At 63.0% G+C, this 26813-nt stretch carries 18 protein-coding genes; 6 read left to right on the top strand and 12 right to left on the bottom strand.

The genetic code is table 11. The annotated features are described in order from the left end of the window. Nucleotides 1-271: 271 nt before the first annotated feature. The 12 genes from JFU48_RS04110 to cbiE form a co-directional block, all read right to left on the bottom strand. A complete protein-coding gene (locus JFU48_RS04110) occupies nt 272-1282 on the bottom strand; it encodes a FecCD family ABC transporter permease (RefSeq protein WP_103485958.1) in 1011 nt (336 codons plus the stop codon). Further along, complete coding sequence (locus tag JFU48_RS04105; RefSeq protein ID WP_201135918.1) at nt 1279-2226, bottom strand: ABC transporter substrate-binding protein; 948 nt, start codon at nt 2224-2226, stop codon at nt 1279-1281. The genes JFU48_RS04110 and JFU48_RS04105 overlap by 4 nt, the downstream gene beginning before the upstream one ends. Beyond that, nucleotides 2223-3011, bottom strand: coding sequence for an ABC transporter ATP-binding protein (locus JFU48_RS04100; RefSeq protein ID WP_201135917.1), 789 nt, complete (start codon nt 3009-3011; stop codon nt 2223-2225). The genes JFU48_RS04105 and JFU48_RS04100 overlap by 4 nt, the downstream gene beginning before the upstream one ends. A gap of 114 nt (nt 3012-3125) precedes the next feature. Beyond that, nucleotides 3126-5249 (bottom strand): TonB-dependent receptor, encoded by a 2124-nt coding sequence (locus JFU48_RS04095; RefSeq protein WP_201135916.1) that lies wholly within the window; start codon nt 5247-5249, stop codon nt 3126-3128. Nucleotides 5250-5399: 150 nt separating this feature from the next. Next, the gene (locus JFU48_RS04090) at nt 5400-6779 is read right to left on the bottom strand and encodes a PepSY-associated TM helix domain-containing protein (RefSeq protein ID WP_201135915.1); all 1380 of its coding nucleotides are present in this window, start codon (nt 6777-6779) and stop codon (nt 5400-5402) included. Nucleotides 6780-6956: 177 nt separating this feature from the next. Further along, on the bottom strand, nt 6957-9077 hold the full coding sequence (locus JFU48_RS04085; protein ID WP_201135914.1) for a TonB-dependent copper receptor: 2121 nt from the start codon (nt 9075-9077) through the stop codon (nt 6957-6959). A gap of 85 nt (nt 9078-9162) precedes the next feature. Then, the gene (locus JFU48_RS04080) at nt 9163-9609 is read right to left on the bottom strand and encodes a DUF2946 family protein (RefSeq protein WP_201135913.1); all 447 of its coding nucleotides are present in this window, start codon (nt 9607-9609) and stop codon (nt 9163-9165) included. Between the two features lie 21 nt (nt 9610-9630). Next, nucleotides 9631-10110, bottom strand: a complete 480-nt coding sequence (locus JFU48_RS04075; protein WP_201135912.1) for a copper chaperone PCu(A)C — start codon at nt 10108-10110, stop codon at nt 9631-9633. 47 nt (nt 10111-10157) lie between these two features. Then, nucleotides 10158-10556, bottom strand: coding sequence for a DUF2946 domain-containing protein (locus JFU48_RS04070; RefSeq protein ID WP_003221242.1), 399 nt, complete (start codon nt 10554-10556; stop codon nt 10158-10160). Nucleotides 10557-10905: 349 nt separating this feature from the next. Next, complete coding sequence (locus JFU48_RS04065; RefSeq protein WP_201135911.1) at nt 10906-11634, bottom strand: cobalt-precorrin-6A reductase; 729 nt, start codon at nt 11632-11634, stop codon at nt 10906-10908. Next, nucleotides 11631-12728 carry a cobalt-precorrin-5B (C(1))-methyltransferase gene (locus JFU48_RS04060; RefSeq protein WP_201135910.1) on the bottom strand — a complete coding sequence of 366 codons (1098 nt, stop codon included), beginning with the start codon at nt 12726-12728 and terminating at the stop codon, nt 11631-11633. The genes JFU48_RS04065 and JFU48_RS04060 overlap by 4 nt, the downstream gene beginning before the upstream one ends. Beyond that, nucleotides 12721-13932 (bottom strand): precorrin-6y C5,15-methyltransferase (decarboxylating) subunit CbiE, encoded by a 1212-nt coding sequence (cbiE, locus tag JFU48_RS04055; RefSeq protein WP_201135909.1) that lies wholly within the window; start codon nt 13930-13932, stop codon nt 12721-12723. The genes JFU48_RS04060 and cbiE overlap by 8 nt, the downstream gene beginning before the upstream one ends. 234 nt (nt 13933-14166) lie before the next feature. Between cbiE and JFU48_RS04050 the strand changes: the two genes are divergently transcribed. The 6 genes from JFU48_RS04050 to JFU48_RS04025 all read left to right on the top strand — a co-directional run bounded on the left by JFU48_RS04050 (nt 14167) and on the right by JFU48_RS04025 (nt 26784). After that, a complete protein-coding gene (locus JFU48_RS04050) occupies nt 14167-14823 on the top strand; it encodes a hypothetical protein (RefSeq protein ID WP_201135908.1) in 657 nt (218 codons plus the stop codon). Nucleotides 14824-14970: 147 nt separating this feature from the next. Continuing rightward, a complete protein-coding gene (gene cobG / locus JFU48_RS04045) occupies nt 14971-16269 on the top strand; it encodes a precorrin-3B synthase (RefSeq protein ID WP_201135907.1) in 1299 nt (432 codons plus the stop codon). Next, on the top strand, nt 16262-16888 hold the full coding sequence (locus JFU48_RS04040) for a precorrin-8X methylmutase (RefSeq protein ID WP_103520958.1): 627 nt from the start codon (nt 16262-16264) through the stop codon (nt 16886-16888). Before cobG ends, JFU48_RS04040 begins: the two co-directional genes overlap by 8 nt. Next, nucleotides 16885-17619: a precorrin-2 C(20)-methyltransferase gene (locus JFU48_RS04035; RefSeq protein WP_408980417.1), complete on the top strand. Its 735-nt coding sequence runs from the start codon at nt 16885-16887 to the stop codon at nt 17617-17619. The genes JFU48_RS04040 and JFU48_RS04035 overlap by 4 nt, the downstream gene beginning before the upstream one ends. Further along, nucleotides 17619-19319, top strand: a complete 1701-nt coding sequence (gene cobJ / locus JFU48_RS04030) for a precorrin-3B C(17)-methyltransferase (RefSeq protein WP_201135906.1) — start codon at nt 17619-17621, stop codon at nt 19317-19319. The genes JFU48_RS04035 and cobJ overlap by 1 nt, the downstream gene beginning before the upstream one ends. 406 nt (nt 19320-19725) lie before the next feature. Beyond that, nucleotides 19726-26784 carry a TcdA/TcdB pore-forming domain-containing protein gene (locus tag JFU48_RS04025; RefSeq protein WP_201135905.1) on the top strand — a complete coding sequence of 2353 codons (7059 nt, stop codon included), beginning with the start codon at nt 19726-19728 and terminating at the stop codon, nt 26782-26784. Nucleotides 26785-26813: the final 29 nt, after the last annotated feature.

Genomic DNA, 26813 nt, shown 5'->3' with positions numbered 1-26813 from the left:
AGACTGTTTTGCAAGGGCTGTGCCCGGTCGGGATCGGGCAGGAAAATGTCGGTTTAGAGCGGTTGCGCGCGGGCGGGGTGCACCATGAAGGGACGAGTCGCGTGTGACGGTGCATTCGTATGCGCCAGATTAGGGCGCCGATTTCGCAAACAATGCCGTTCACTGTGGGAGCGGGCTTGCTCGCGAATGCGGTGGGTCATTCAAAAATGAAGTTGGCTGGCACGGCCTCTTCGCGAGCAGGCTCGCTCCCACAGTTTTTATGTTTGTTGTGTCAGCGGCGGCGCATCAGGCCGATGAAGAACAGGCCGCCGATAGCCGCGGTGGCAACGCCGATGGGCAGGTCTTCCGGCGCGATCAGGGTGCGCGCGGCAACATCGACCCAGACCAGGAACAGGCTGCCAAGCAGTACGCAGGCCGGCAGCAGTCGCCGGTGTTCGGCGCCGACCAGACGCCGGGCAATGTGCGGCACCATCAGCCCGACAAAACCGATCGAGCCGCTGATCGACACCAGCACCCCGGTCATCAAGGAGGCGATCACAAACACCCGCAGGCGCACCGCGCGGGCATTCAGGCCGAGGGTGACGGCGGTCTGTTCGCCGGCCATCAAGGCGTTCAACGGTCGGGCCATGCCCAGCAGCAAACCGAGGCCGAGCAACACGCTCAGCGCCGGCACCGCCAGCAACTCCCAACGCGCCAGGCCGAGGCCGCCGAGCATCCAGAACATCACCGCCGAGCTGGCGCGATGGTCGCCCATGAACAGCAGCAGATTGGCGATTGCCATCATCACGAACGACACCGCCACGCCGCACAGCAGCAACCGGTCGCTGTCGAGCCGACCCTGACGGTTGGCAATGCCCAGCACCAGAAACATGCTCAGCAACGCACCGATGAATGCGGCAATCGGCAAGGTCAGCAGGCCGACGATTTCACCGATGTGCAGCACCACGATCACGGCGCCGAGTGTCGCGCCGGAGGTGACGCCAAGCAGGTGCGGATCGGCCAGTGGATTGCGCGTCACCGCTTGCAGCACCGCGCCGATCAACGCCAGCCCGGCGCCGACCAACGCCCCGAGCAACATGCGCGGCACGCGGATCAGCCAGACGATGTGTTCCTGCCCGGCGCTCCAGCTCACCTCGCCGAGACCGAAGGCCTTGTGCAGCAGAATCCGCCACACCACGTCCACCGGCACCCGCGCCGGGCCGAATCCCAGCGACACCACGCACGACACCAGCAACACGGCGCCGAGGGCGGTCAACAACAGGGCGTAGCGCCGGTCGATCATTCGCCGTGGAACCCCTTGGCCAGGGTTTCCACCGCCAGCACGTTATCGATCCCCGGCGTGGCCTGCACGTAGGGGATGACGATGAAACGCTGGTTCTTGATCGCATCCACCGATTGCAGCGCCGGGTTCTTCAGCAGGAATTCGATCTTCTGCTCGGCGGTGATTTCGCTGTAATCGACGATCACGATCACCTGTGGATTGCGCTCGACCACAGTCTCCCAATTGACCCGGGTCCAGCTTGCTTCGACGTCGTCGAGAATGTTGCGCCCGCCGGCCGCATCGATCAGTGCCTGCGGCATGCCGAGGCGGCCGGACGTCATGGCGCGGTCTTCGCCGCTGTCGTAGAGAAACACACGCGGCTGGTCGGCGGGCAGATCTTTACGGATTTCGGCGACCTGTTGCTGCATGTCGGCGATCAGTGCGTTGGCGCGATCCTGCACGTCGAAAATCTTCCCGAGGTTGCGCAGGTCGTTATAGGTGTCGTCCAGCGTCGCCGCCGGGCGTTTCATCACGAAGGCGCAGGACTCGGTCAGCTCATACACGTTGATGCCCAGCGGTTGCAGGGTCTGCGGAGTGAGATCGCCACCGACGCGCATGCCGTAATCCCAACCGGCGAAGAAGAAATCGACGTTGGCGTTGAGCAGGGTTTCCACCGACGGATATTTCGCGGCCAGTTCCGGCAAGCCGTCGAGCAGCGACTGCATCGCGGGCGTCACCGACTTCCAGCCACTGACGCCGCTGTAACCGGCCATGCGCGATTTGAGGCCGAGGGCGAGCATCATCTGGGTCATGTTGATGTCGTGACTGACCGCGTGTTTCGGCGCCTGCTTGAAGGTCACTTCGCGGTTGCAGCTATGGATCGTCAGCGGGTACTGCGTGGCCTCGGCCAGGGCTTGACCACTGCACAACAAAAGAGCGACGCAAAGCAGGGAACGCACAGTCATGGTCGGGTTATCCAGGTGATTCGCGGGTAGTCGTGGAGGGGGTGGGAGTCGATCAACGCTTCGACGCCGAACACGTCGCGCAGCAGCTCGGTGGTGAGCACTTGCTGCGGCGTGCCGCTGGCGACGATCCGTCCGTGGTTGATCACGTACAGTCGGTCGCAGAAGGCGGCCGCGAGGTTCAGGTCGTGGATGCTGGCGAGGGTACCGATCTGCAGGCGTTTGACCAGTTGCAGCAGCTCAAGCTGATAACGCGGGTCGAGATGGTTGGTCGGCTCGTCGAGGATCAGCAGTTGCGGTTGCTGGGTCAGGGCGCGGGCAAGGATCACCCGCTGTTTTTCACCGCCGGACAGCGTGGCGAAAGCATGGTCTTCGAAGCCGTCGAGGCCGACGGATGTGAGCGCTTGCGTCGCCAGATTGCGATCTTCCAGCGTATCGCCATCGAACAGGCCTTTATGCGGTGTGTGGCCCATGGCGACCACTTCTTCGACGGTCAGGCCAAAGGCATCGGGGAACTCCTGCAAGACCACGGCGATGCGTTTTGCGCACCAGCGCGAGGACTGCTTCCACACGTTGTGGTGATCGAGTCTGACCTCACCGCTTTCCGGCTGACTGAAGCGATAGGCGCACCGCAGCAGGCTGGTCTTGCCGCTGCCGTTGGGGCCGATCAGCCCGACGAACTCACCGGCGGCCACCTGCAACGAGGCGTCACGCAGCTGGAACTGGTGATGGCAGTGGCCGTGGCCCAGAGGTGTCCAGGCGATGTTGGTGAGGTTTAGCGAGGTCATGCTTCTACTCTGAAATATCTGGCGTTGCTGATGACGTCTTCGCGAGCAAGCCCGCTCCCACAGTTGATCGCGTTTCAATGTGGGAGCGGGCTTGCTCGCGAAGAGGGCCATGAATCAAAAGGTGTAATCGGCCGTGACGAAGAACGATCTCGGTTCGCCGAGAATCCACTGCTGGCCCTCATTGTATTGGCTTTGTGCGTACTGGCGGTCAAACAGATTGTTCACCTGCAGGCCCAGCGTGGTGTTGCGCAAGGCTTGCCACGACAGCGTCGCATCGACCACGGTGTAACTCGGCAGCTCGTTGCGATTGGCCATGTCGGCGTAACGCGCATCGACATAACGCACGCCGGCGCCGGCCTTCAGGTCATCGCTGAGGTTTTTGTTCAGCCACAGATTGGCCGTTCGACGCGGCACATCCACCGGGCGATTGCCGTTGTACGACAGGGTTTGCCCGTTGACCACTTCGGAGAAGTCATCGTACTTGGCTTTCACAATCGCCGCGTTGGCCTGCAGTTGCCAGGCGTGCGGCAGTTGCAGATCGAGGCTGGCTTCCAGGCCGTTGGACGATTGCTGGCCGACTTGCTGCTTGAGCGTCGGGTTGCCCGGATCGTCGGTAAGCAGTTTCTTTTTGACGATGCGATAGGCCGCCAGGGTGAACTCACCGCGCTGATCCCAGAACAACTGCTTCATGCCGATTTCTGTCTGCCGCGCGGTCGACAGGTCGTATTGCTGCTGGCTCGGGCTCAGCGAAATCAAGCCACCGATGCCGTCGGTGCTGGTCGCGACCTGACCGTAGAAAGAAGTCTGTGGTGTCAGCGCGAACACCAGTCCGGCCTTCCAGTTGTTGCCGGTCAGGGTCTTGTCGCTCTGGCTGCCGTCGACCAGGTTGTTGCGATCCACATGCACGTAATCACGGCGCACGCCGGTCACCAGCGACCAGCGCTCGCTCAGTTGCGTGCGGTTTTCAGCGAACACTGACATCTGTCTGGTGGTGCTGTCGAACTGGTCACGGTAAGGGTTGGCGCTTTCGAAATAGCCCGGTTGCGGGTGATACAGGTCCAGCGCCTGACCGTTCGGCAGCACATCGTTGAACGGCGAGTTGCTGTTGAGCTGGAAACGGATGCGGTTGTAATCGACGCCGCTCACGGTCTGGCTGTCGAGGCCGAACAGCGAGTGTTTGAAGGTGAACGTCTGGCGGTCGCCGACCTGTTCCTGCTTGTGGCCAATGCCGAAGTAGCCGCTGCGGCTGAGCTGTTGCGTGGCGGCGTCGAAGTTGTAGTTCTCGGCGTTCTGCCAGCGGCGCTGGGCCTTGAGGTAATACAGCTCATTGCTGGCGCTGACCGCGTCGTTGATCTGCCAGTCGCTGGTTAGGCGCGTCCACTGATCGTTGTAGTGCTGCTGGTCGTCACGCACGTTGTAGTTCTTGTTGCGCAGGCTGTCTTGCAATTGGCCGTTGATCAACGGCGTGCCGAAGTAGTTCTGCGGACGCTGGTCGCCGTAGTCGTGGGCGAGGGTGAAGGTCAGATCGTCGGTGGCTTGCCAGCGCAGGGCGGCGCTGATGAAGTCGCTGGAGGAGTCGCCGCGATCGATCCAGCCGTTGCTGCGCAGACGATTGAGATTGAGCCGATAGCTCAGGGTGTCGCTCAGCGAACCGCCGCTGTCGAACGCCTGTTGCTGGCTGTCGTAGGAACCGTAGCCGAGGCGCAGGTGGTTTTCGATTTCACCCTCGAACGGCTTCTTCGGAATCACGTTGACCACCGCGCCGGTCGCGCCTTCGCCGTACAGCACCGAGGCCGGGCCGCGCAGTACGTCGACGCGCTGCACCGACCAGGTATCGACCGGAAAGGTCACGGTGCCCATGCCGCTGTACATGCGGTTGCCGTCATACAACTGCATCACCGAACTCTGCCCGGTAAAACCGCGTGCCTGCAACGAGGTGCCGCCATCGCCCGGGGTGCCGGTGCGGCTGATGCCGGTGCTGCGTGACACGGCGTCCTGCACGCTGCGATCACCACGGGCGCGCACCTGCTCGCCGCTGAGGCTTTCGACACTGGCCGGGGTTTCCATGGCCGTCAGGTTCAGGCGTGAGCCGGCGGTGGTCGGTGTGGTCAGGCTGACACTTTCTTCGTCAACCGCAGGCGCGGAGATGGTGCCGGTGGGCAGCGTCAACGGTTGGCCATCGGCGCTGGCGTTGTTCAGGGCAAGCAGGCAGAGGCTGGACAAGAGGTACTTGTTCATCGGGGCGGTGAATCACTTCTTCAAAAGAAAGCCCGCAACTTGTGGTTGCGGGCAGAGTGGCCTATTTGCGTTATACAGTAACACTAAAAAATGCCGGAGTTTAAGCCCCGGCAGTTTAAAGATCTGCCTAAAACGCGCATCTCGCCTGCTTCATGATGAAGTTGAGGCAGATTCAGCTTGGCGGCCCAAACGCGACAACAGCAGCCGATCCAGCAACCAGACCAGCACCAGCGAAGCCCCCACCAGCGGAAAAATCACCGCCAGCACCAGCATGATCGCCACCCCGGTTTTCCATTTCGGCAGGTCATGGCGCAGCGGCGGCACGCCGAATTTGCCCTGCGGACGACGCTTCCACCAGATCACCACACCGCTGACGGCGCTGAGCAGAATCATCAGGCAGATCAGCAGCACGATGATCTGGTTGAAGGTGCCGAACATCTTGCCTTCGTGGAGCATCACGCCGATTTCCGTGGCCCGCGCCACCGCGCCGTACTGCTCGAAACGCACATCGGCGAGGACCTTGCCGGTGTACTGATCGACATGCAGGGTCGCATCGTTACGCGGGTCGTCGGCAAATACGGCAATGGTGAACACACCGATCGCGGTGGTTGGCAGGGTGATGCTGTAGCCGGGTTCGACCTTGCGTTCAACGGCAATGTTCTGCACGTCTTGCAGGCTGATCGCGGGTGCGGCGGGACCGTGTTGCATGCCACCGTGGGCCATGTGTTCGGCGTGGTCGCCGGACATCGGCATCGGCGTGTTTTCCATCGCCCATGGCACGGTCTGACGCGCGGCGTTGTTCAGGCTGCCGGCCTCGACGTCGGAGGTCGGCACGTTGTTCCACATCGCTGCCGGGAACACGTTCCACACCTGGGCGTACTGCTTGCCCCAGAAGCCGGTCCAGGTCATGCCGCTGAGCAGCATCACCAGCAGCAATGCTGCGCCCCAGAACCCGGTGACCGCGTGCAGATCACGCCACAACACCCGACCGCGACTGTTCAGGCGAGGCCACAGAATCCCCGCCGCCTGACCGCGCGGCCACCACAGAAAGACCCCCGATACCACCAGCACCACGCCCCAACCGGCGGCGAGTTCGATCAGGCGATCACCCACCGTGCCGATCATCAATTCGCCGTGAATGGCGCGGGCGATGGCTTGCAGATTTTTCTTTGCATCCTGCTCGCCGAGGATGTCGCCGTGGTACGGATCGATGAATACGTTGAGTTCATGGCCGGCGTTTTTTACCACGAACTGCGCGCTGCGTTCGGCGTTGGCCGGCGGCAGGTACTGGGTGATCTGACCCTGTGGATAAGCGCTCTTGACCCGTTGCAGCAGCTCATCGGCCGGCACCGTGTGATGTCCGGCCGGGACGTTGAGCAGGCTGCTGTACATCAGTGAGTCGAGTTGCGGTTTGAACAGGTAGATGATGCCGGTCAGGGCCAGCATCACCATGAAGGGCGCGACGAACAATCCGGCATAGAAATGCCAGCGCCAGGCCAGGTTGTAGAAATTCGCTTTGGGCTTTTGCATCACGTTTGCTCCGCTTGGCTTGGATCTTTTCGTTGTTCTGTATGGGGAGTTTCACCACTGCACTCCTGTGGGAGCGGGCTTGCTCGCGAAAGCGTCGTGTCAGGCGCCACCCATGCTGGATGTACCGCCGTCTTCGCGAGCAAGCCCGCTCCCACAAGGGCAGGGCGTGCCGCTCGGTTAGAAACTCATATCGACCTTGGTCCAGAGCGTGCGCCCCGGTTCGTTGATCGCTTGCGGGTCGTTGGCCGGGTAGCCGAAACCGGCGTTACCCGCCAGGTTCAGGTGCTCGGCGTAAGCCTTGCCGAACAGGTTGTCGACGCCGGTGCTGACCTTCCAGTTTTTGTTGATCCGGTAGGCGCCGTTGAGCGAGAACACGCCAAACCCGCCGCTCTTGTCGTAGTCCTTGCCGACCACGTTGCCCTTGTTCTGGTCGATGCGGTTTTGCGCCGCGACCACACGCCACAGTGCCCCGGCGCTCCAGTTGTCTTCGCTGTAGGTCAGGCCGAAGCGCGCATCCAGCGGCGGCATTTGCGGCAGGGCCTTGCCGTCGCTGCTGTTCTTGCCCCAGGCGTAGGCCAATGTCGCATCAGCTTTCCAGTGCTCGGTGAGTTTGTAGGCGGCGCCGAGTTCACCACCCATGATTCGCGCGTCGATGTTCTCGGCACGGGAGCTGCTCATGCCCATCATCGTCGGCGTGTAGTCGAACAGGATGTAATCGCGCACCACACCGATGTAGCCCGAGGCCCAGGCTTCGAGTTCAGCGGTCTTGTAGTTCACACCGAAGTCGAACTGGGTGGTCTTCTCCGGTTTGATCGAGTCGAACGCATTCAGCGAACCGACCGGGCCAGACTTCGGTGAAAACAGCTCCCAGTAATCCGGGAAGCGCTGCGCGTGGCCGAGGCCGGCGTACAGCGTGGCCGGGCTGTCAGCCAAGTCATGTTCATAACGCACGAAGCCGCTTGGCAAGGTGTCGGCGCGGGTCTCGTCGGCGGTCGGGTTGGCGCGGCTCATCATTCCCGAACCAATGCTCTGCCGGTAATCCCTGGCCGAAGCGCGGTCGACCCGAGCGCCAGTGATCAGGCGATCACGGTCGGCGGCGTACCAGGTCATTTCGCTGAACACGCCATAGTTATGGAAGTCGGCGTCCTTGGTGTACGGCTGGTCCTTGTAGGTGTCGATGCCCATGCCGCTGCGCTGGCGGTGCTCGTTGGTCTGCGCATCGAGGCCGGTGATCAGCTGGATGTCGGCCCAGCGCCAAGTCGCCTTGATCCGCGCGCCGAGGGTGCGACGGTCGACGTTGGAGGCCATGGGACCGGCCATCATCCCGGTGCCGGACGGCGTGCGCAGGGTGTAGTTGTCCATCACGTGGTCGGCGTAGTTGTAGTAGACCTGTGCTTCGAGCTTTTCCAACACGTCAGTGATGTTGGATTTTTCGAAGCGCAGGCCGAGGCTTTCGCGCAGGAACTGCGAACCGTCCATGCCGCGTCCGGCGTAGCGTGCTTCGCCGTCGCCCTTGCCGGCAGTCAGTTCGATCAGGGTGTCGGCGTCCGGGGTCCAGCCGACGGCGATGTCACCGTTCCACTTGTCGTAGCGCGACGGCACAGTGTCGTTGTTGCCGTCGCGATAGTCGTCGGAGTGCGCGGTGTTGCCGATCACTCGCACATAGCCCAAAGGCCCGCCGGCAGCAGCGTCGACAACCTTGTCGAAGCGTCCGTTGGAGCCGGCCAGCACGCTGGCATTCACCCGCGTGCCGAGCTCGCCGAAGCTTTCCGGTTCACGGTCGAACAGCACCGTGCCGGCCGAGGCACCCGGCCCCCAGAGCACGGTTTGCGGGCCTTTGATCACCGTGAGCTTGTCGTAGGTTTCCGGCGAGATGTAGGAGGTCGGCGCGTCCATGCGGCCGGGGCAGGCGCCGAGCAACATGCTGCCGTTGGTGAGAATGTTCAGCCGCGAACCGAACATCCCGCGCAGCACCGGATCACCGTTGGTGCCGCCGTTGCGCACCAGGGCGAAGCCGGGAATGGTCTTCAGGTAATCGCCGCCGTCACTGGCCGGCACCGGTTGGCGCGGGTCCTTGGGGTTGGTGACGATGGTCAGCGGCGAGCTCGGGGCGATCGCGGTGATCACCGTCGGACTCAGTTCTTCGTTGTGCCCGGCGTGGTCATCGGCCAACACCAGCGGGGACAGCAGGACGCCGCAAAGGACGGCGATGGCGTGCGAGAAACGAATGCGCGATTCGTTCAAGGCAAAGGACGCCTGAGCAGCGCTCAAACGTGGAACAGCAGAAAACCTGGACATGACAATTTCCATCAAACAGTCGTAAACGACACGGCCGGCAGCCTGAAGCTGTCTTCTCAACCGTGTGCAATCAAAGGTGCGGTGTTTACGCGGCGATGGGCGGGGCGCGGGTGCGGGCGCCGGGGAAGAAGGTCTGCCGGGCATGGCCCAGACGCGGGGAGGGCGGGGTGAAGGTGTTGACGTGGGCGATGCTGAACGTGGCGAACGTGCCGCCACCGGTCAGCGCCGGGCAGTTGAACAGCAGGCTGCAATAACCGCATTTTTCCCACAGGGCGTGGTGCGAGGATTGCGGCGGACAGTGTTCGGCAGCCGGTTGTGCACCGTGCGTGGCGTGATCCATGCCCGGCATGGTCATCGACATGTCCATGGGCATCGCCATGGAAGTCGAGGCGTGCTGATCCATCGGCATCGACTGAGAAATCAGCGGGCCGATGAAGATCATCAACATGGCGAACAGGGCGATCCAGCTACCGCGGGTCAGAGTCTGGCTCTGGCGATGCAGGCGGGACGCCCCGGCGCGTTGCGGGCGCACGGGCGTGGTCAGCCGGATCGGTTACTGAGCGTGATCGTGTGCCTGGGTTTCTTGCGGAGGTTTCTTCTGCACCGCGACCTCGACGGTCACGTCACCGGCCTTCTCGAAGTGCAGGGTCAGCGGGAAGTGTTTGCCGACGGTGAGCAGACTGCGGTCTTTCGGGTTGAGCAGCATCACGTGATAGGCCATCGGTGCGAACGTCACCGTGCCGCCGGCAGGAATCACCACGTCGGGCACCTGCTGCATTTTCATCAGGTCGCCCTGCATCACATGTTCGTGCAGTTGCGCTTCGGCGGTGATCGGCGAGTCGACGCTGAGCAGGCGGTCGTCGGTCTTGCCGGAATTGCTGATCACGAAATAAGCGGCGACGGTCGGCGCGTTGGGCGGCAGCTCCTGCGACCAAGGATGAGCGACTTCCAGCTCGCCGGCCTTGTATTCGTGGGCATGGGCGAAGCACGCAGGCAGCAACAGCGCAGCGATGACGATGAGTTTGTTCAACATGGCAGTTCTCCGGAACGATGTGAAACGCAGGTCAATTGCGAGACAGATCAGACCAGAGGCGAGGCGCGGGGATTGAGGCTCGGCCATTGCTGGCGCGGTGTCGGTGTTTGCAACGAGGGCGGCGCCACGCTGCGATTGCTTTCGTAGCGGGCGAAATACAGCTGCGGCGTATGGCCCGGCAACGCCACCAGCGGCGCGGAACCCGAGCAGCACCAGCAATGCTGCATGTTGGAATGGCTATCGTTGGACGGGGCTTTCTGCTCCGTGGTGCCGATGTTGATCGCCACCATCTTCGTCCCGCTACCGGTGCAGAAACTGCTCCACAGCAACTGTTCGGCCGGTGAATTGGCCGCCTGCGCCATCGCCCCGGTCATCGGCATGGCGAGCATGTTGAACAGCACTGCGAAGCAGGCGATCCAGGCAAATGCGAGCCGGTGTCGGTTCATGGGACAGATCCGTTGGGTGGGCGATCAGGCGCGGCTATTTAGCCTGATCAGGGCCGATAAGTAAAAAGGCGTCGTGCGGTTTGGTGTCGCAGATCAATTGAAACAGAGTGTAGCGGTGGAAATTCGCAACGCCAGACTCATCCGCCGATCCTGTAGGAGCTGACGAGTGGAACGAGGCTGCGATCTTTTGATCTGCTTTTTAACGTTCAGGATACGAGCTGTCAGGTCGCACGCCTTCGCGAGCAAGCCCGCTCCCACAGGATCCCTGGCATACACAAACTATGCGGTCGCCGCCGACCACTGTGGGAGCGGGCTTGCCCGCGAAGGCGTACTCGAGATCTGCGCTTGGTTAAAGTCGGGTGAAGGCGGCAAGGGCAGCGATGACTTCAGCCGTCGTCACAAGCTCCCGATCAACTCCCGGCAACACCGGCCGCTTCAACACCATCACCGGCACGCCCAACTCCCGCGCCACTTCCAGTTTCGGCTCGGTCGCGGTGCTGCCGCTGTTCTTGCTGATCAGCACATCGATCTGCCGGCGTTCGAACAGCGCGCGTTCTTCCTCAAGCAGAAATGGCCCACGGGCGCCGATGACTTCGCAGCGTTCGTTACCGGGGTAGACGTCGAGGGCGCGCAGGATCCAGAACTGGTTGGCGGGGATTTCGTCGAGGTGTTGCAGCGGTTCGCGGCCGAGGGTGAACAGCGGGCGGCGGAACGGTTTGAGGGCTTCGCTCAGTTCGGCCCAGTCGCTGACCTCGCGCCAGTCGTCGCCGGCCTGTGCCTGCCACGCGGGGCGGCGCAGGGCCCAGCAGGGGATGCCGGACAGTTGCGCGGCGCGGGCGGCGTTGTGGCTGATTTGTGCGGCGTAGGGGTGAGTGGCGTCGAGCAGCAGGTCGATGCCTTCAGCGCCAATGAACTGCGCCAGACCTTCGGCGCCGCCGTAGCCGCCGACCCGCACCTGGCAGCTCAGATCAGTCGGCACCCGGCCCACGCCCGCCAGGCTGTAAATGTGTTCTGGCCCCAGCGTGCGGGCGATGGCCAGCGCTTCGGTGACGCCACCGAGCAACAGAATACGTTTCATGCAAAACCTCCGGCATGGCCGACGATGCCGCCCTGCCGATCAATCGCAAACACCTCGACCTGCACCTGCGCCGGGACCACACTGCGGGCGAAATTCAACGCGTGACGGCAGACCTCATCGCCGAGGGCAATGCCCGTCGCGCTGGCTATCGCCAAGGCCTGCTGGCTGGTGTTCGCTTCACGAATGCTCTGCTGCAACGCCTGATCAGCGCCAATCGCCGCCGCCCATTCAGCCAATTGCGGCAGGTCGATACTCGAATGCCGCGAGTGCAGATCCATGTGCCCGGCCGCCAGTTTGCTGATCTTGCCAAAGCCGCCGCACAGGCTGAGTTTATCCACCGGCACTTTGCGCAGATGCTTGAGCACCGCGCCGACAAAGTCGCCCATTTCGATCAGGGCGATTTCCGGCAGGTCGTAGACCCGGCGCATGGTGTCTTCGCTGGCGTTGCCGGTGCACGCGGCGATGTGCAGATAGCCGTTGGTTTTGGCCACGTCGATGCCCTGATGGATCGAGGCGATATACGCTGCGCAGGAAAACGGCCGGACGATGCCGCTGGTGCCGAGGATCGACAGGCCGCCAAGAATGCCCAGGCGCGGGTTCATGGTTTTCAGCGCCAGCGCTTCGCCGCCTTCGACATTGACGGTGATCTCGAAACCGCCGCCATAACCGCTTTCGGCGGCGAGCAGGCTCAGGTGATCGCTGATCATCTTGCGCGGCACCGGGTTGATCGCCGGCTCACCGACGCCGAGCACCAATCCCGGCCGGGTCACGGTGCCGACGCCTGCGCCCGCGATGAAGCGAATCCCCTGCTCGGCCAGCAGCCGCACGTGCGAATAGAGCAGCGCACCGTGCGTTACGTCCGGGTCGTCGCCAGCGTCCTTGATCGTTCCGGCCTCGGCGCCGTCGGCGGTCAAGCGGCAGAACTCCAGACGCATCTGCACTTGCTTGCCTTTGGGCAAAACGATCTGCACTGCATCCGCCGACGTGCCGCCAAGCAGCAGGCGTGCCGCGGCGAGGCTGGTGGCGGTGGCGCAGCTGCCGGTGGTCAGGCCGCTGCGCAGGGGCGCGGGTTGTTCGGCGGTTTCGTCACGCATCGAAGGGTTTGACCAGATCCAGCAGGGTGATCGGCAGCGCCTGACGCCAAGTGTCGAACTCGCCCAGCGGTTGCGCCTGGGCGACATGGATGCGCGTCAGTTCGCCGCCATGGCGTTCGCGCCAGTTCATCAGGGTGACTTCGCTTTGCAGGGTCACGGCGTTGGCCACCAGTCGGCCACCGGGCTTGAGTTGATCCCAGCAGGTTTCAAACACGCCTTCACGGGTCACGCCGCCGCCGATGAAGATCGCGTCGGGGCACTCCAGCCCGGCAAGTGCCTGCGGCGCACGGCCACGCACCAATTGCAGACCGGGTACGCCCAGCGCGTCGCGGTTGTGTTCGATCAAGGCCTGTCGGCCTGCGTCCGCCTCGATGGCGATGGCGCGACAGCTGGGATGCGCGCGCATCCATTCGATGCCGATCGAGCCGCAACCGCCGCCGACATCCCACAGCAGTTCGCCGGGGATCGGCGCGAGGCGGGCGAGGGTGATGGCGCGTACATCGCGTTTGGTCAGTTGGCCGTCGTGCTGGAATGCCGAGTCGGGCAGTCCGGCCAGACGCGACAGACGCGGTGCCTGCGCATCGGCCAGGCATTCGATGGCGATCACATTCAGATCGGCAATCGTTGGTTCATTCCAGTCATTGGCAGTACCGTCGATGCGCCGCTCGGCGTCGCCGCCCAAGTGCTCCAGAACGCTCAGGCGACTGCCACCAAAACCGCGCTCACGCAGCAGCGTCGCGACTGCCGCCGGACTTTGTCGGTCGTTGCTCAGCAACAACAGGCGCACCCCGCTGAACAGTTGCGCATTGAGTGCCGCCAGCGGCCGCGCGACCAGCGACAGTGTCACGACATCCTGCAACGGCCAGCCGAGCCGGGCGGCGGCCAGCGAACAGGACGATGGCGCCGGCAGGATCAGCATCTCGGCGCTCGGCACGTGGCGCGCAAGGCTGGCGCCGACGCCATAGAACATCGGATCGCCGCTGGCCAGCACGCACACGGCTTCGCCGCGCTGCTCCAGTACCGGCGCGAGGGAAAACGGGCTCGGCCACAACGCGCGTTCGCCGCGTATGCACACCGGCAGCAAGTCCAGTTGCCGCTGGCCGCCGATGATCCGCGAGGCGCTCATAAGGGCGCGCCGGGCATTTTTGCCCAGGCCCTTGAAGCCGTCTTCACCGATTCCCACAACCGTCAGCCAGGGTGCCATGCCGTTCCTTAATTCAGGGTAGATCTTCAAGGGCGGCATGATAACGCGGCTGCCGGCATCTGACGCAGGTCTGTCGTCGCGGCGTGTTGAGAGCGGCACGGAAACTTGATGTTGAGCAAAAGTACTTTGTTCAACGAGTGTTTTTGTTAGTTTGGTTCAAGTCAGTGCTTATGAGTAAGTCTGGCGCCATAAAACCTATAACTTTAAATCAATGCCAAGTTGGCAGGAGATGATATGGATATCAGTTCCAGTACACGTTCAAATCAGAATAATGCAATGGCCGTTAACAATATGTTATTCACCGGCCTGGAAGGTCGGGCCGAGGCCGATAACAACTTTGTGAAGAACTGCATTTATCTCGCGCAGATCAAGGCGGACAGTGTTTATGACAGCAACACTCAGCCGGCGCAGTGGTTCGATCATTTTGCCGGGGTCCTCTGGTCGTACGACTGGGTCCCTGAGGAGCAACCGGCGGTGCTGGTCCGGACGGAGTTTTCGGGAAGTGTGCAGGAGGCATGGCGGCGGTTGGCAGCACCCTTGCTCGCGCGCTCTCAATTAGAGCAGGTTGAAGCAGGGCTGAAAGCGCTGGAAAAAGACGCAACACTGCTACAAAGGTTTACCGCCCTGAGTGGCAAAACCTTCACCTCGCATATTTTGCCGGTCAGCCAGAACGCCAGCGGCGAACTGGTCGTGGTGCTCAGCCATATCCGCTTTATCAAGTTGGTATTGAGTACCAACTATCTGTTCTGGCAGGTTCATCAGCCGATGTCGCAACTGGACATCCGCGCCAGAAAACTGGTGATCACGCGCCGGGCGATGGATGCCAGACGGGCAAGCGTGGAGCAAGCCATTCGCAAGAGTGCGTCCAGATTTGAGGAATACGAGCTCTGAGGCAGCGCCAGGCGGCGAGATTTGCAGCCTGGCTGCAGTTTCCGACCGGCAGGCATTTTCATGCGCTTGGGCAAAGCAGGCATAATGGCGACCTTTCGCCCACCACAGCGCTGCCAGCCAGCCGGTCATCCCTTGAACGAACGCCCTATGTCCACCGCTTTACGCCCCTCGGCTTGCCCGGGGTTGCTGCGTATTGTCCAGGCGCTGGACGGCGGCATCTGCCGGATCAAACTCAATGGCGGCTCGATCACTGCCGATCAGGCTGACGCGGTGGCCGATGCCGCCGAGCGTTTCGCCAGTGGCGCGATCGAAGCGACCAACCGCGCCAATCTGCAGATTCGCGGCATTGGCGAGCAGTCCGCAGCTTTGATCGACAGCTTGCTGACCGCCGGCCTGGGGCCGCAAACCGCCGCGGGCGACGATGTGCGCAACCTGATGCTCAGCCCGAGTGCCGGCATTGATCGGCAACTGCAATTCGACACTCGGCCACTGGCGGAGCAGATTCTGGCGACCCTGCAGACGCATCCCCGTTTTCACGAGTTGAGCGCCAAGTTTGCCGTGCAACTGGACGGCGGAGAGGCATTGGCGATGCTCGAACATCCGCATGATCTGTGGCTGTCGGCGTTCGAACGGGACGGTGAAATGCTCTTGGCGTTCGGTCTGGCTGGCTGCCCGACGGATCGTGCGGTCGGCGCCGTGACCGTGGAAAACGGCCATGCGCTGGTGGTCGCGGTGCTGGAATTGTTCCTTGAACTGGCTCGGCCGGAGCAGACGCGCATGCGCCATTTGCTCGATGAATGGCCGATGCTGGCCTTTCTCGAACAGTTACGCGAACGCGTGGCGATCAAAGCCGCCATTGCCCGACAGCGCACGCCGCTGGCGGATGTGCTGCACATCGGTGTGCACGCGCAAAACGCTGACGACCGGGTGTATGTCGGTGCGGTGCCGGCGCTCGGTCGTCTCGATCCAGACATGCTGCGTGGTGCGGCCCGACTGGCCCGCGAGTTCGGTGATGGCAGCCTGCGTTTCACCCCCTGGCAAAGTCTGCTGTTGCCGAACGTGAAGTCCACCGACGCTGCGCAAGTTCTGCAACACCTGAGGCAATTGCACTGGCTGACGGATGCTGGCGAGCCGTTGTCCCGGCTGATCGCCTGCACCGGCTCCAGCGGCTGCGGCAAAGGCCTGGCCGATACCAAACACGACGCCCGGCGGCTGGCGACGCTATTGCCACAAGCGCAGAGCGTGCACCTGTCCGGTTGCCCGCGCTCTTGCGCTGCGGCCCATCGCACACCGGCAACTTTGCTGGCGGTCAGCCCCGGTCACTATGACCTCTATTTTCGCGATGCAACGCTGCCGGGTTTCGGCACGCTGCACGCACGCAACCTTACTATTGAAGCGGCCGCGATCCTGCTCGACGCCCGCTCACGGAGCCCCCTTGATGCTTGATTACATCCGCGACGGTCAGGAGATCTATCGCAACTCCTTCGCGATCATTCGCAGCGAGGCCAATCTGGCGCGCATCCCGGCCGATCTGGAAAAACTCGCGGTGCGGGTGATCCACGCCTGCGGCATGGTCGAGGCAGTCGATGGTCTGCAGTTCTCCGAGGGCGCCGGCAAGGCCGGACGCGATGCGCTGGCGGCCGGTGCGCCGATTCTCTGTGATGCGCGGATGGTGTCCGAAGGCGTGACCCGTGCGCGTTTGCCGGCGAACAACCAAGTGATCTGCACCCTGCGCGACGACAGCGTGCCGGAGCTGGCCCGCGAGTTGGGCAACACCCGTTCGGCGGCCGCGCTGGAGCTGTGGCGTCCGCACCTGGAAGGCAGCGTGGTGGTGATCGGCAACGCGCCGACCGCACTGTTCTATCTGCTGGAAATGCTCGATGCCGGCGCACCGAAACCGGCACTGATCCTTGGCTTCCCGGTGGGCTTCGTCGGCGCCGCTGAATCGAAAGCGGCCCTGGCGGCGGACAGTCGTGGCGTACCGTTCGTGATCATGCAGGGCCGGCTCGGCGGCAGCGCCATGGCCGCCGCAGCGGTGAACGCCCTCGCCACGGAGATCGAATGATGCAGGCCAAGGGACGTCTGATTGGCCTCGGCGTGGGCCCCGGTGATCCGGAACTGATTACCGTCAAAGCCCTGCGCCTGCTGCGCGAATCGCCGGTGGTGGCGTACTTCGTCGCCAAGGGCAAGAAGGGCAATGCGTTCGGCATCATCGAAGCGCACCTGCAGGACGCGCAGAATCTGCTGCCGCTGGTGTACCCGGTGACCACCGAAGTGCTGCCGGCGCCGCTGTCTTATGAACAAGTCATCAGCGACTTCTACGATGACGCCGCTGAAGAAGTCGCGGCGCATCTGGACGCCGGGCGTGACGTCGCGGTGATCTGTGAAGGCGACCCGTTCTTCTACGGTTCCTACATGTATCTGCATGATCGGTTGTCCACGCGCTACGACGCCGAAGTGGTGCCGGGCGTGTGCTCGATGCTCGGCGGCGCCTCGGTGCTCGGCGCGCCGCTGGTGTATCGCAACCAGAGCCTGTCGGTGCTCTCCGGCGTGTTGCCGCATGAGGATCTGAAGCGACGTCTGGCCGACGCCGATGCGGCGGTGATCATGAAGCTGGGGCGCAACTTTCCCAAAGTTCGTGCGGTACTCGAAGAACTCGGTCTGGCCGAGCGGGCGCTGTACGTCGAACGCGCGACCATGGCCAATCAGAAAATCGTGCCGCTGGATCAGGTCGAGCCGATGTCCTCGCCGTACTTCTCGCTGATCATCGTCCCGGGCGAACGGTGGCAAGGTTGATGACGCCATCCACACCGGCCATTGTCATCCTTGGACAGGGCGCACTCGCCACCGCGCGACGGATCCAGCAGTTGTATCCGACGGCGCAGATCCACGGCCTCGCCGGACGCGTCGAAGGTGCCGACTGCAGCTATCAGGAATTCGGCGCGACCCTGCGTGAGCTGTACCAGCAGGACACGCCGATCATCGCCCTGTGCGCGGCCGGCATTGTCATTCGCACCCTGGCGCCGTTGCTGCTGGAGAAGGGCGCTGAACCGGCAGTACTCGCCGTTGCCGAAGATGGCAGCGCCGTGGTGCCGCTGCTCGGCGGCCTCGGCGGGGTGAATGTCATCGCCCGTGAAATCGGCGCCGCATTGCAGGTCGCAGCGGCGATCACCACCAGTGGCGAATTGCGTTTTGGCACCTGCCTGCTCAACCCACCCAGCGGGTATGCGCTGGCGGATCTGGAGCTGGGCAAGCGTTTCGTTTCCGATCTGCTGGCCGGGCACAGCGTGCGTATCGAAGGTGCGGCGCCGTGGCTGGATCAGGCGCAGCTGCCGCAAGACCCGCAGGCGCAGCGCTCGATTCATGTCGGCAGTGCCGAGCGTGTCGCCAGCGCCAACGAGTTGCTGATCTATCCGCGCAGCGTGGCGGTGGCCGTGAGCGCGCAGCTAGATGATCTGCCGAATGCCGTGCGTGCCGCGTTGCAGCAGGCCGGGGTTGCGCAGCAGTCGCTGGCCTGTCTGCTGGCGGCTGACACTGAAATGGCCTCGGCCAGACTGCGTGAAGCGGCCCTCGAACTGGGTGTGCCGCTGCGCTTTGTCGCCGCGCAAAAAGACCTCGGCGAGCTCGCCCGTCAGGCACTGCCACAGGCCACGATCAGCAGTGCCAACGGTCTGACGATTGCCCTCGCCGAGCAGCCGCTGGACGTCGCGCAGATCGGTCGTCAGCGTGGGCGCCTGGCGGTGATCGGCCTCGGCCCCGGCGCTGCCGAATTGATGGTGCCTGCGGTCAAGGCGGAACTGGCGCGAGCCACCGATGTGCTCGGATACGAAACCTACGTGCGCATGGCCGGCCCGTTTCGCGATGATCAGGTGCAGCATTGCACCGACAACCGCGAAGAAATGCAGCGCGCCCGCCACGCCTTCCGGCTGGCAGCCGAGGGCCGTTCGGTGATTGTGGTCTCGTCCGGTGACCCCGGCGTATTCGCCATGGCCGCGGCGGTGCTCGAAGCGTTGCACGAGTCGAGCGATCCGGCCTGGCACAGCGTCGAACTGGAAATCCTGCCGGGGGTGTCCGCCTCGCTCGCCACAGCTGCGCAAGCGGGTGCGCCGCTGGGGCATGACTTCTGCGTGATGTCGCTGTCGGACAACCTCAAGCCGTGGTCGATCATCGAGAAGCGTCTGGATCTGGCGTCCGCAGCCGATTTGGCCCTGGCCTTCTACAACCCGATCTCCCGGGCGCGTCCGTGGCAACTGGGCCGGGCCCTGGAAATCGTCGCGCAGCATCGCAGCGCGGCGACGCCAGTGGTGTTGGGGCGCGACATTGGCCGGCCGGGGCAAACCCTGCGCGTGACCACGCTGGGGCAACTGACCCCCGATCAGGTGGACATGCGCACCATGGTGTTGATCGGTTCCTCGACCACTTGCACCTTTGCCAAAGCGGACGGTGGCGAGTGGGTCTACACGCCGCGTTGGTACGGCGAAAAGCCGCAGTCGTGAGTGCTGGCGAGGGAGCGCGCTCCCTCGCCATAGCCGCTGTCCCGCGTGGATTCTGCGAAATGCTCCGCGTCTGACTTTTCAACCTGACTTGTACGATTCGCTCCGCGTCTGCGTGAGAGCTTTCCTGTTGCTTACATTCTGTCCGACTTATCCTGAATCCTCTAAGACCTGTACCAAAGTTCAAGTCGAGGTAATGACGGGACTTGGTAAGTTGCGTTGATTCATAACGGGGTTGCCAGCAATAACTTGTTGCTGTTACAGGTGTTGCCAGTTGTTTTTTAGTTGTCTGTTTTGACATGTATTGAATGTTTTGCAGTTTGAGCCCTTATTCGCCAGTGGTTAGTTTGGCGGCCATGGAAAGTGCCAGCAGGCACACATGTCGGCTCAGGGCAAAGGAGAAACTTTCATGCAGGATCAGAGACTTCAAGACGCCAGTGGTTATGTGAATTTCATCAACCTGTTCAAACAGGCGGATCTGGAACAGGCCCTGTTGGCGCACCGCGACAGTGACGCCTGGCAGTCAGTCTGGCGTTATTACTTTGCATGCATTGGTCTGCTCGATTCGCCTCGATTGATCGAACCCCTGGCATTGCTCAAACAATCGCTGGGGCAGTTGCTTGGCCTGTCGCGCGTGCGCCGCGATGCCGACGACGCGCCAGCACGGCCCCAAGACTTATCGCGGATCTACAGCCGCATCGAGGCCTTCGAAACCCGCCTGCAAAACAGCCAGTCCTATGCCAGGAGCGTGGCCACTGAGGTACCGAAAAATCTGCACTTTGTCTGGCTCGGCGGGGGGCTGGGCCCGATACAACGGGATTATCTCAACGTATGGAAACAGGTCTTGAGCGGGCAGGGCTATCGCCTGCATCTGTGGTACGACAGTGACGCGTTGCTGGCCTGGCAAACCGACAGATTGATCGTTGAGGCCGCCAAGGCTGACGCCATGCAACAGGGTGGCAATCACAGCATTTCCGCAGCGGCTCTGGGCACGTTGTACGAAGAACGCGTGATCGTTCTCAAGCAGCAGATGTTCATGCACATCCAGGCCGCGCTGGAGCAGGGGCTGTCAGCGGATGAAGCGCGGGTCGACCTGTTGGCCCGGGCCTACGGCCAGGACGCCGCAGATCTGGAGACGCGGATCGAACAAAACCGTCGCAGTCTGCTGGATCTCGCGGGCGGCGATCTGCAGTTGCGCGACCTGCATGACCTCGACGCGCCACTGCAATTGCAGACGATCTACGAGCGCGAGACCCGGTTGCGCGGCAATCTGGCCGCCGCCTCTGATGTGGTGCGGGTCGAGGCCTTGTATAACGAGGGCGGCGCCTATGCCGATGTCGACAATCTGCCGCCGCTGGCCCGGCGCCTGGGGGGCGTCGACATCAGTGGGTTCGGCGGCGATGCGCGTCTGGGCGTCCTGCAACTGTTGCTTGATCACAACCCGCACTGGATGCCTGGACGGCAGACCCGGCGTAACACCTACACCGACTACCTGGACCGCATACCCGCCGAGCATCGCCCCGCGCTTGAGGCCTTTGCCCGGCAACAGCCCGCGCTGAACGAAGTGTTCCAAGCTCCGGCGCAGCTGCTGGCGCGGCCACAGGCCTTGCGAGCCGTTGCCGTACAGAACACGTTGAGCAATTCATTCCTGACGGCCCATGCGCAAGCGCCGATGCTCAACAGTGTGATCGAGCGGTTTCGGTTCAACTATGAGTCGATCGACGAAACGGCCCGCCTTGCTGCCAAGCGCGGCGTCGCCTTGAGCGATTTTGACGGCATGACCGGGCTGGCGCGCGAAGTGCTGGAGCAGGCCTTTGGCCCTCTGGCCGAACTGTCGATGACCGAAGACGTGGCGGCCAGCTTTCTGATGCTGGCCATCGCGGGCTACTTCAGTGACGGCATCCGCCCGCAGAGCGAGGGGACGATTTATCTGACCGGCCCGGCGGCGATGCGCGATGGCATGGCCGATTACGAACGGCAGCACTTTGTCCCGCGAGAAGCGGAAACCCTGCGCCTGGAGGCGGCCATCGAGCCACTCTGGATAATCAACGACAAGACCGAGGAAGAACAGGATCACTCCTGGAAAGACAACGCCAACGACGATGAACAATGGGTTGTCGACGAGCAGCAACGCTGGCGGCAAGGGCAATACAGCGCGCGCTACAACGGTGATGTGGCGGCCCTGCTGAAACAGCAGAGCGTGCTGTTTGAAGAGGGATGGCCGGTCATCGAAGGCCGGCCGGTGTTGTTGACGGATGTTCTGCAACGGATGATCGACAGGCTCGGTGAACCGTTCGTGGCCGCAATGCGCCGAGGCCATAATGGCGCGCTGGGTTTTCCTGCGGGCCCGGGGCTCGATTTCGCTGACCGCCAGGCCATCAAGGCGCAGCCTGCAATGCTGCAAGCGCCGGTGGCGCTGAGCGACGAGCGGGTTCAGGGGCTGGCGCTGGATGAATTGCTGAGCAGTATCGCCGAAGGCTCGCTGCAGTTTTTCCAGGTCAGTGCCTTGCAGCGGGTGCTGTTGGGGCAACTGTTGGGCGCGCGCTCACTGGATAATCAAAGCTTCATGGCGGTCGCTGCCGAACTCGACAACCTGGCCAACCGTGTTGCCGAAGTGGGGGCGTCGGTGCGCTATGCGGCCATCGAGCGTCATCTTTATCAACAGCGGGCGACGGCGTTCATGGCCGGTCTGGCCAGTCATGTCGATCAGCCGATGCTGTCGTCGGACAGTGCGCTGACGCTGAAGCGCGCGGCGCTGTCGCAGGCTCACACGCTGTTGCAGTGGGGGCGGCATGTCGGGCATATCCAGGAAGTGGCCACTCGCGAGCATCGTGAGCAGGTGATCCTGCGATTGGGGCAGGTGCTGGGGCAAATCGAGGCCAGCGACATCAAGCTGGTGCCTCAGGATCTGTTGCTCAAGGGCCCGGGTGATCCCGGTGGCCGCTGTTACCCGCTTGCGCTGATCATGAGTGCTGCGCTGGAGCACGGTGTTGCCGCATCGCGGCGCTTGCGCGAGCGTTTTTTCCTGGCGACTGTCGAGCCGCACCAGAGCGATTCGAAGGTGTTCCTGGAGGCGCTTGAGGAGTTGCAAAGCGTGCAATTGCACGACATCGGCCAGCCTCTGGGGCGTGTCGATCTGCAGCAGCTCGGCAGCACCCTTGAAGCCTACGGCAGCTCGCGCACGCTGATGCTCAACTCGGACAATCACGCCATGCTGCTGGCGAAAACCTTCGACGGCGAACGCGTCACTTATCACTTCTACGATCCCAACTTCGGCGTGTTCGAGTTCAGTGATCCGGCCTTGTTCCGGCGGGCGCTGACCGACCTGTTTCTGAAGCAAGGCCTGGCGAAATACTATGCGGCCTATGGTGACGAGGCGCGCCCGACGTTTGATCTGATCGAGTTGCACGGGCAAAAGATCTCGGCTCTGCAGCTGTCCGCAGGCTTTCGCGTCGGGCAATTGCTGGCGTCCGACAGTGTGCTGCCGGAGCATTCAGGTGGACGGATTCGCCAGCGCCTGAACAGTGCGCGCGGCCAGTCGCTGGTCAGCAATCCGCCTCTGGGGCGCAGTCTGCGCGATCTGGACAGTCATTGGTGGGGACAGCAGATCGCCCACACGATCGACGCCTTGCAGGCGTTGCACAGCTTGGCAAAACCGCTGGTGCCGCTGTTCGAAACCCTTGAGATAACTGCGGATGGCAAATACCGGATCAACCTGATCGACCCGGTGCAAAGCGAGCAGGTGGTGCAGGTGGTCAGCACTGATCATCGTCTGCTGCGGATCAGGCGCTATCTGTCCGAGCAGTTCGCGACCCTCGGCACCCGGCCCGCGCCGGAGTTGATCGAGGCCGGCGCCGTGCACACCCTCAATAGCGGCTTCACGATCCAGGCATTGATGAACGCCTTGCGCGGTCGCGAGGGCGACGGCCGCACATTGACCACTGCCGTGCGGCTGCACGCGTACGTCAATTACGCGCAGCTGGCGCACGGCAATGTCGCGGATGTCGCGGGTCTGATCGCTCTGGTCAGAACCGCGCTCAAGGAGGAGAAGGTCATCGCCCGCACCTGCGCACCGGTGGTTGGCGAGGCGCTGGGGCATGTCGCCAACGAAGGGGTGGGAGCGGTGCTGGGGCTGGCGAATGTCGGCTTCGACATCTATCAATTGGCGGCGGCGGACAACGAGCTCGAGCGGGCGCAGTTTGGCACGCAACTGGCGTTCGACTCCGCCAGTCTGGCATTGACCGCTGGTGCTCTGGGTGCGGCCACTGCGGGTGCGGCGACGGCCGCTGCCGTGCTCGGCGGCGCCGGGGTGATCCTCGGTGGACTGGCCGTGGGCGTCGCGGCCCTGGCCCAGGGCTTTGCCAGAATTGCGCAACAGGCGCAGGACGTCGGGCTGTTTTTCGACGATCTGGAGCGGGCCTATCGCGGTGTCGGTTATCGCCATGATGCAGCGCAGGGGGGCTGGGTCGTGCACCCTGCGCTGGTCGTGCAACGTCTCGATTTCAGCCGCGCCAGCCTGCTGCTCGGCAGCCCGAAGGTGTATCGGTTGCGCGACCATTTCGGGGTGCCGGACTTCAATCCGGATGAGCAACAGGCGCTCGATCTGCGCCGCGAACTGGGGCTTCCCGGTCACCTCAATGTCGAGCTGCCGAGTGGGCAACTGGTCGTCCTGCCGTGTACGCCGATCACGTTCTACGGCTACGAATACAAGGCCTTGCCGTTCTCGAGTCTGCGCCACGACACGGGCTTCGATACCGCTCGCAGGCTGGAAAAAAAGGATAAGGACGGCCAGTGGAAATTCCTCTTTTCGTTCTACTCCTTTCCCACCCACTACATCGTGAATCGCCTGGCACCGTCGTATCGGCCAACGGTGATCGAGGTGCAGCTGGACGCCCGCGAGCGTGCGCTGGCAGTGCCGATGGTCCCGACAGCCTGGCACGATCACCTGACTTACCGGATTGAAGGGGCGGGCGCTGCGTGCTCGCTGATCCTCAATCGCGGCGTCAGTATCGAGTTGCAGGCGCCCAGCCTGCAGCTGTGCCAGTGGAGCCTGGTGGCAACCTGGGCGACCGAGGCGGATGTGCAGGTCGAAGTCGGTGGGGGGCTTTCTGTCGGCGGCGTCAAGGTGACGTTCACCGGCAGGGGGCGCCACGAGGTCATGCTTCAGCTGACAGGGCGCCAACGGTTCAAGGTCAATCGCGCTGGCGGACGACTGGATATTCTCGAGCAGAGCGCACCTTCCGGTGAGAACGAGCAATCGCTGCTTCTGCATTACCAGGGGCTGGCCCGGGAGCATCGGCTGGGGTTGCCCTACACGCCGGTTCAGCATTTCCCGATTCCGTTTGAGCCCGAGGACCAGCCGCGCTACACCACGGCCTGGTACGACGCTGCAGAGAATCGTTTTCTGTACATCCGCAGCGCAGAGGTGCTGGCCGCGGATGAAGCGTTGCTGGCGGTGGTGGTGAATGATTTTGCCTATTTCTACGAAGCGCAGAACTACGACATCTGGCAGGTCGATGCAGTCAGCGGATTGCTCAAATACCGTTACCGCCTGCTGGTGCTGGCCGGTGAATGCCACGTGCGACGCATTGATGCCGATGCCCAAGGCGTGATCCATGTCGAGCAGCAATGGGTCGGCGCTGACGGGAAAGTCACGCAGTTCAACTACCTGATCCATGACGGCCGGTTGCAGCTGGTGGCGGTGATCCACGAGCTGGACCGGGAGCTGGGTCGCCAGGTGTTTGCCCAGCCGATCCTCGCGCAGTGGTCGGTGGTGTTTGGCGAGTATGGGGTGCTATCGCCGGTGCCCGAGCGTGCCGGGGTCACCACGGTCGACTGGCAACCGGCGGATTACGTGTCCGTCTGCTGGCTGTTCGATGCGCACAAGCGTGACCTGGTGTGGATCCGCAGTCGTGACCGCTTGTGCATTCATCCCTATGCCCCGTATCCGCACACCCGGGGCTGGGCCGATTCGATCAGGCAGCTCGGCGACCTGGTGCTCCTGCCGCTCAGCGATGAACACGATCTGTTTTGCATTTACGACCGGCTGGCGCAGAAGTTGTGCCGGGTGCAACGGACCACGTCCGCCGGCAGCGAGCGCTGGCCGGCGCAGTGGACACATCAGTGGGTGCAGCCCGCCGGGCTCAAGGACGTAGTGGCGGTTGAGGGTGGGTACCTGGCGCTGACCGACGACGGGCTGTTTTTCAACCTGAGCGCTCAGGGTGAAGCGTTGCTTGGGGGTACTACTGAGCGTTGGCTCAAGGATCGGGCGCAGTGGTGGCAGGCACTGCAAGCGCTGGCGACGCAGTATCCGATCAACAGTTTTGCCATTCTCGGTGTGCGCAATGCCGGCGGTGAGCGCAATCTGTGTGCCTGGACTGTGGATAACCGCTTGCTGTTGTGCGATCCGGGCCACGAGCGCGAGATACGCCTGCTCGGTATCACCCCGGACAATCAGGCAGCGTGGCTGTTCGACGTTGCCAGCGGCGCGATCTGCAGGCAGGTGTTCTTTGACCATCTGCTGCTTGAGCAGGCCTTCGGCAGCGGTGCACAACTGTTGTCGGCCGACCTGCTGCCGGCACCGCAGGCCGAGTGGGACGACTGGCGATTCAGCCGTGTGACCGGTGATGGCGGCGGGCTGCGCGGGACAACGGTCAACGGCGTGTCACTCCTGTTGCGGTCTGAGGAAGCGGAGCGAATCATTGGCGTCGAACAGCGCTGGGTCCGCGAGCACGGCGAACAATGGCTGGCTGCACTGCAGGCCTTGCTCGAGACCGCCGAACATGAGCCGTTCATCGCCGTGGAATCCGGCTCCGGCAGCCTGCAATGGTACGACGTGGCGAATGCGCGGTTGATCCGCGTGGCGGACCAGAATCTGCCACAGGATTGCGAATTGCTCGGCACTCGCCACCGCCATGTGTTGTTGCACGAGCGCCAGGCGCAGCGGGTGGTTGTCTACCCCGGCCACCAGAGTATCGGCCCTTTCGAGTATGTGCAGCGTGACGCCGAGGTCCTGGTGGTCGAGGCGCAGAACAAGGTCGAGGACCTGTTGCCGCTGATTGCCGATGACGTGCGCTGCCTGGTTCTGCGCTTGGGGCAGGGTGATGTGACCTGTCACCTGTCGAAGGCTTGCTGGTTGCGTCTGGATTCGGTGATCGTCGATTGCCGCCACCGTCTGGGTGAGGTGCCGGCGATTCCCGGCAAGTTGATCTGGCAGCTGGATGCGCCGCAGCAACTGCAACTGTCGCAGGTCGGGGAGCATTTGCTCATCGTCGACCCGGACCGCCAGCACAGCCTGATCCTGCGTGATGTGTGTTCGAGTGATCCGGCGATGCGTGGCGAGGTGTTCCTCGGATTCGAGGGCGGTCGCTCCTATCCGGTGTCGAGCCTGGTGCAGTGGCTGCGTGACCACGCAGACGCCGACGGCAGTGTCACGCTTGAACGATTGCTCGACGCCGTGCCGGCGTGACGCACCGCTGTAACTGAAAAGGCCTGCGC

It is taken from the genome of Pseudomonas sp. TH49 (assembly GCF_016650625.1).
Taxonomy (GTDB): domain Bacteria; phylum Pseudomonadota; class Gammaproteobacteria; order Pseudomonadales; family Pseudomonadaceae; genus Aquipseudomonas; species Aquipseudomonas fluorescens_H.
The sequence above is the reverse complement of the archived record's forward strand: the minus strand, read 5'-3'. Positions and strand labels throughout refer to the sequence as shown.

What these genes read in the sequence shown, in the direction of transcription:
- JFU48_RS04025 (WP_201135905.1), top strand. Translation starts at nt 19,726, where the DNA reads ATGCAGGATCAGAGACTTCAAGACGCCAGTGGTTATGTGAATTTCATC.
- JFU48_RS04075 (WP_201135912.1), bottom strand. Translation starts at nt 10,110, where the DNA reads ATGTTGAACAAACTCATCGTCATCGCTGCGCTGTTGCTGCCTGCGTGC.
- JFU48_RS04035 (WP_408980417.1), top strand. Translation starts at nt 16,885, where the DNA reads ATGATGCAGGCCAAGGGACGTCTGATTGGCCTCGGCGTGGGCCCCGGT.
- cobJ (WP_201135906.1), top strand. Translation starts at nt 17,619, where the DNA reads ATGACGCCATCCACACCGGCCATTGTCATCCTTGGACAGGGCGCACTC.
- JFU48_RS04095 (WP_201135916.1), bottom strand. Translation starts at nt 5,249, where the DNA reads ATGAACAAGTACCTCTTGTCCAGCCTCTGCCTGCTTGCCCTGAACAAC.
- cbiE (WP_201135909.1), bottom strand. Translation starts at nt 13,932, where the DNA reads ATGGCACCCTGGCTGACGGTTGTGGGAATCGGTGAAGACGGCTTCAAG.
- JFU48_RS04105 (WP_201135918.1), bottom strand. Translation starts at nt 2,226, where the DNA reads ATGACTGTGCGTTCCCTGCTTTGCGTCGCTCTTTTGTTGTGCAGTGGT.
- JFU48_RS04110 (WP_103485958.1), bottom strand. Translation starts at nt 1,282, where the DNA reads ATGATCGACCGGCGCTACGCCCTGTTGTTGACCGCCCTCGGCGCCGTG.
- JFU48_RS04070 (WP_003221242.1), bottom strand. Translation starts at nt 10,556, where the DNA reads ATGAACCGACACCGGCTCGCATTTGCCTGGATCGCCTGCTTCGCAGTG.
- JFU48_RS04085 (WP_201135914.1), bottom strand. Translation starts at nt 9,077, where the DNA reads ATGTCCAGGTTTTCTGCTGTTCCACGTTTGAGCGCTGCTCAGGCGTCC.
- cobG (WP_201135907.1), top strand. Translation starts at nt 14,971, where the DNA reads ATGTCCACCGCTTTACGCCCCTCGGCTTGCCCGGGGTTGCTGCGTATT.
- JFU48_RS04065 (WP_201135911.1), bottom strand. Translation starts at nt 11,634, where the DNA reads ATGAAACGTATTCTGTTGCTCGGTGGCGTCACCGAAGCGCTGGCCATC.
- JFU48_RS04040 (WP_103520958.1), top strand. Translation starts at nt 16,262, where the DNA reads ATGCTTGATTACATCCGCGACGGTCAGGAGATCTATCGCAACTCCTTC.
- JFU48_RS04090 (WP_201135915.1), bottom strand. Translation starts at nt 6,779, where the DNA reads ATGCAAAAGCCCAAAGCGAATTTCTACAACCTGGCCTGGCGCTGGCAT.
- JFU48_RS04050 (WP_201135908.1), top strand. Translation starts at nt 14,167, where the DNA reads ATGGATATCAGTTCCAGTACACGTTCAAATCAGAATAATGCAATGGCC.
- JFU48_RS04100 (WP_201135917.1), bottom strand. Translation starts at nt 3,011, where the DNA reads ATGACCTCGCTAAACCTCACCAACATCGCCTGGACACCTCTGGGCCAC.
- JFU48_RS04060 (WP_201135910.1), bottom strand. Translation starts at nt 12,728, where the DNA reads ATGCGTGACGAAACCGCCGAACAACCCGCGCCCCTGCGCAGCGGCCTG.